The 4,520-nt window shown below is 64.2% G+C and carries 5 protein-coding genes; 3 read left to right on the top strand and 2 right to left on the bottom strand.

Features of this window, described 5'->3' with window-relative positions; all coding sequences use genetic code 11:
- Both mtrB and mtrA read right to left on the bottom strand, forming a co-directional pair.
- On the bottom strand, nt 1-1,436 hold a 1,436-nt coding region (gene mtrB / locus AC062T_RS12865), incomplete at its 3' end, for an MtrAB system histidine kinase MtrB (protein ID WP_476030627.1).
- On the bottom strand, nt 1,417-2,097 hold the full coding sequence (gene mtrA, locus AC062T_RS12860) for an MtrAB system response regulator MtrA (protein WP_476030625.1): 681 nt from the start codon (nt 2,095-2,097) through the stop codon (nt 1,417-1,419). The genes mtrA and mtrB, both read right to left, overlap by 20 nt.
- A gap of 181 nt (nt 2,098-2,278) precedes the next feature.
- Here mtrA and AC062T_RS12855 point away from each other — a divergent pair, with 181 nt between their 5' ends.
- The 3 genes from AC062T_RS12855 to AC062T_RS12845 form a co-directional block, all read left to right on the top strand.
- Nucleotides 2,279-3,442 (top strand): hypothetical protein, encoded by a 1,164-nt coding sequence (locus AC062T_RS12855; protein ID WP_476030623.1) that lies wholly within the window; start codon nt 2,279-2,281, stop codon nt 3,440-3,442.
- 4 nt (nt 3,443-3,446) lie between these two features.
- A complete protein-coding gene (locus AC062T_RS12850) occupies nt 3,447-4,136 on the top strand; it encodes a DUF4129 domain-containing protein (protein ID WP_476030621.1) in 690 nt (229 codons plus the stop codon).
- A partial coding sequence (locus AC062T_RS12845) for a DUF4350 domain-containing protein (RefSeq protein ID WP_476030619.1) occupies nt 4,133-4,520 on the top strand: 388 nt, incomplete at its 3' end. The genes AC062T_RS12850 and AC062T_RS12845, both read left to right, overlap by 4 nt.

Genomic DNA, 4,520 nt, shown 5'->3' with positions numbered 1-4,520 from the left:
CCGATCGTGCGCTGCCGCGATGCATCCGCTCTCCAAAACCGCTCGAATACATGGTCGAGCTGATCGGCCGTCATGCCGATTCCGTGATCGCGAACGGTGAAGCCGATTGCGGTGGCATTGCTGTCGATCGTGACGACGATGGGCTTGCCCTCACCGTGCTCGATCGCGTTGCCCAGCAGATTGCGAAGGATGCGACGGATGCGACGGGGGTCGACCTCGACCTCGTAGTAGCCACCCTTCGCGACGAGTTCGAGCGATGACCCTCGCTCATCGGCGAGTGGCCGCATCGACTCAAGCGCATCGTCGACGAGGCGAACGAGGCTCACGGGCTCAAGCTCAAGTTCAACCGCGCCGGCATCAAATCGGCTGATCTCCAGCAGGTCAGCCAACAGTGTCTCGAACCGTTGAATCTGCGTATGGAGAAGTTCGGCCGTGCGCGCCGTCGTTGGGGTGAAGTCCTCTCGTTGGTCGTAGATCACGTCTCCGGCGAGACGAATCGTCGTGAGCGGTGTTCGCAGCTCATGCGAAACATCCGAGACGAACCGCTGTTGCATTCGAGACACCTCCGCAAGGCGGGTGATCTTCTGTTGCAGGCTGTCGGCCATCCCGTTGAACGACCGGGCAAGGGTGGCAATGACATCTTCGCCCCGCTCGGGGATGCGCTGCTCTAGCTGCCCTGCAGCCAACCGCTCGCTGGTCTCTGCGGCGACCCTAATCGGCGCGACAACGAGACGGACGACCACCCAGGTGACGCCACCGATGAGAAGCACAAGCGAGATTAGGCCGATCGCCAGCGTCTGCTGCACGAAGTCCAACGTCTGCTGGGCATCCGACAGATCGAAGACGAGGTAGAACTCGTAGTTGCCCGCTGAGGGAACCGAGACAAGGGAACCGGAGACGATTCCCGGCGCACCGGAGGGCAGCGTGACCGATTGCAGATAGACGCGCCCCGAGTCTTTGACAACGAGTTCGCGCAGGCCATCGCTCAGCACCGACGACGAGAAACCGCGGCTTTGCGTTGGCTGCATCACGAACTGCGTGGTCTGGCCGGGCACCCTGAGCATGGCAAACCCCGTGCCGCCCGGACTCGTTGTCGACGAAAGGATGCGGGTCTGCACATCGCCACTGAGGGTGTCGAAGTCGAGCTGGCTGGCATCATCGGCCGCGACGGCATTGGCAAAGTAGTCCTGGGCGAGCAGGGTGGCCCTGGCATGCTCCGCTTCTACCTGGTCTCGCCGCGAGCTGAAGAGATTGCCGCCGATCACCACGGACATGTAGCCACCGATTATCGTGACAGCCAGGCCCGAGAGCACAACAGTGATGGCGACGGTTCGAAACTGCAGCGACGTGCGCCAGGTGCGAATAACGGCAGCGCGAAAAGCCCGCCACCTCATGGCGAGCACGGTGAGCGGCGACTCAGCGAGTGGTGCCGGCACGGTAGCCCACGCCGCGCACGGTGCTGACGATCGAGGGGTTGTCTGGGTCGAGCTCGACCTTGGCCCGCAGACGCTGCACGTGCACGTTTACGAGCCGCGTGTCCGCGCGGTAGTGATAGCCCCACACCTGCTCCAGGAGCATCTCTCGGGTGAAGACCTGATTGGGCTTGAGCGCAAGCGCCAGGAGCAACTCAAACTCAAGCGGTGTGAGGTTGATCCCTGTGGAGCCGCGCTTGACCTCGTGGCCTGCAACGTCGATCGTGAGGTCCCCGATTCGCAAGAAATCTGTGCTCGTCTCGGGGGTGGGCCGGAGCCTCGTGCGGATGCGCGCCACGAGTTCCTTGGGGTTAAACGGCTTGACGACGTAATCGTCTGCTCCGCTTTCTAGGCCGCGCACAACATCCGTCGTATCCGATTTGGCGGTGAGCATGATGATGGGAACGCCGGATTCGGCGCGGATCTCTGCGCATACCTCAATGCCGTCTTTACCAGGGAGCATGAGGTCGAGAAGCACGAGGTCGGGTCGCGAGTCGTGAAAGGCCTGGAGCGCCAGCGCGCCATCCCCGCAGAACGAGGCCTCGAAACCTTCGGAGGACAGCACGATGCCGATCATCTCGGCGAGTGCCAGGTCGTCGTCAACGACCAAGATGCGTGCGTTCATCGTCCCCGTCTTCACAAATAGTCCATGTCGCTGAGCGAGATGGTGAGGCTTTAGCACAAGATTAGCCGAGTATGCCAGCATGAATGCCGTACGAGGTGTAGAGCGGCGCGCGACACGCGTGCGGCAGCACCGGTGGCGCCGAACGCGAGCCCACACCCAGTCACGACCGACGAGGAGAATCGTGAGCGACGCACCGCCCCCCACAGGAGCATCGGATGTTCCCGCGTGGCAGCCGCCAGTGGTCCCCGGGATGCCGTCCCAGCAGGCGCCGGCGCCTCAGCCCGGGCCAGCGCCGCAGTGGACCAAGCCCACTCAGGTCGGGCTCATCCCGCTTCGCCCCCTCACGCTCGGCGCGCTGCTCGCGGCGACCTTTAACGCCTTCCGGCGCAACCCGCGCCCGACCCTGGCCATTGCGCTCGGCTCGCAGATCGCCACCTGGATTCTGAGCGCCGGCATCATCGCCCTCTTTCTCTGGGCCGCACTCCCGCGTCTGGAGAACACCGCCGCCGAGGACTCCGACGTCGTTACGGCTGGCACGGTCTTCGCCGCCGTTCTGATCTACCTCGTGCCGATCTTCTTCAGCGTGGTAGCGGCCGCCCTCCTGCAGGGAATCGTCGTGATCGAGGTCTCCCGCGCGGTGCTGGGTGAGAAGCTCACGCTCCGCCAGCTGTGGGCAACCGCTAAGGGTCGCTTCGGCGCCCTCATCGGCTGGTCGCTCCTGCTGACGGCGGCCCTGTTGCTCGTCATCGCGGCCCTCACCGGCATCATCGTCTTATTCATCACAACCCTCGGAGTTGCGGGAATCGTTCTCAGCGTGCTTCTCGGGCTCTTCGCGATGGCCGGAGGGGCAGCCCTGGCCATCTGGCTCGGCACAAAACTGTCGCTCGTGCCCAGCGCGATCATGATTGAACGACTCCCGCTCCGGGCGGCGATCGCGCGATCGTGGACCCTTATTTCCGGTCGATTCTGGCGCACCTTCGGCATCCAGATTCTGGTCTCGAGCATTCTCGCCCTGGCCACCAACCTCGTCAGCGCCCCGTTTTCATTCTTCGCCCCCATGATCGCCTCTCTGCTCGACCCGACAGCATCAGACAACCCCAGCGCGATCATCGCGTTTGCCGTCGTCTATGTGGTCATGCTCATCCTGATCGTTGTTCTCACGGCAATCAGCATGATTATCCAGTCGTCGACCAGCGCTCTCATCTATCTCGATCTGCGGATGCGCAAAGAGGGTCTCGACCTCGAGCTCGCGCGCTTTGTCGAGGAACGTGACTCGGGTGCCGCGCCCTCCAGCAACCCCTACACCTCGCCGGCGGCCCGTCAGCCTGGCACCCCGCTGGCCTGACAGCGTGGCGCCGGCGCACCTCGTGAAGAGCGAAGAGACTCCCCTCACGCCTGATCGCGAAGAAGCTCGCGAGTGGGTGCTTGGTGAGCTCTCGCGCCGTGAATACCAGGAGTCGAAGCCGAGCTGGTTCGACCAGCTGGCGGCCGACTTTTGGGATTGGCTCACCTCGCTGGAGATCACCGCCACAGACGGCCAGCAGGGCATCGGCCTCCTGCTGCTCACCCTTGCCGTCGCCGCGGTGATTGTGACCGCCTTCATCGTCTTCGGCCGCCCCGCCCTTGCCCGCCGCACCCGCATCTCCGCAACAATTTTTGGCGAGGACGATGCGAGAACGGCGGCGCAGATGCGATCCGCCGCCCAGTCAGCCGCCGCTCAAGGGCGCTGGTCGGATGCCGTTCTCGACCTTTTCAGGGCGATTGCCCGAGATCTTGCTCATCGCACTGTCGTGACAATGGCCCCGGGCACCACGGCCCAGGAGTTCTCCGCCAGGGCCGCTTCGGCATTCCCGGCGAGCACGACCGATCTGGCCACGGCGGCCGAAATCTTTGACTCCGTGCGATACCTCGACCACGAAGGAACGCGGGAGCAGTATGACGCGCTCCTTCGACTCGACCAGGAGATTCAGAAGCAGAAGCCTCTCCTGCCCGGGCACGATCGCATGACCGCCAGTGCTGAGTCGGGGGGCCGGTCGTGAGCTACGCCACTCCCCTACTGCGGCGAACACTTCGGCGCTGGGTGTTCTGGGTTGTGCTCGTCTCGGCAGCCCTCGTGTTCGTTCTCGTCACGATGATCGCCACCGGTGCCGGGCGCCCGCTCGGCGAACCCCTGCACCCCGAATCCCCCGGACCTGAGGGAACGCTGGCCGCCGTCGAGGTGTTGCGCGACCACGGTGTCGACGTGATCGTGGCGACCTCGTTTGAGCAGATGCGTGCAGCATCCGCCGATCGTGACAGCACGATCCTCGTCCACGACCCCCTGCTCATCCTCGACGACGACAATGCCGCGCGGCTTCTCGATGTTGTGCCCCTGGCCCGCGACCTGGTGTTGCTCGACCCCTCCACCACCGCTGTGGAGGCGG

This window comes from Homoserinimonas sp. (assembly GCF_056262345.1).
This window is presented reverse-complemented; position numbering and strand designations above follow the sequence as displayed.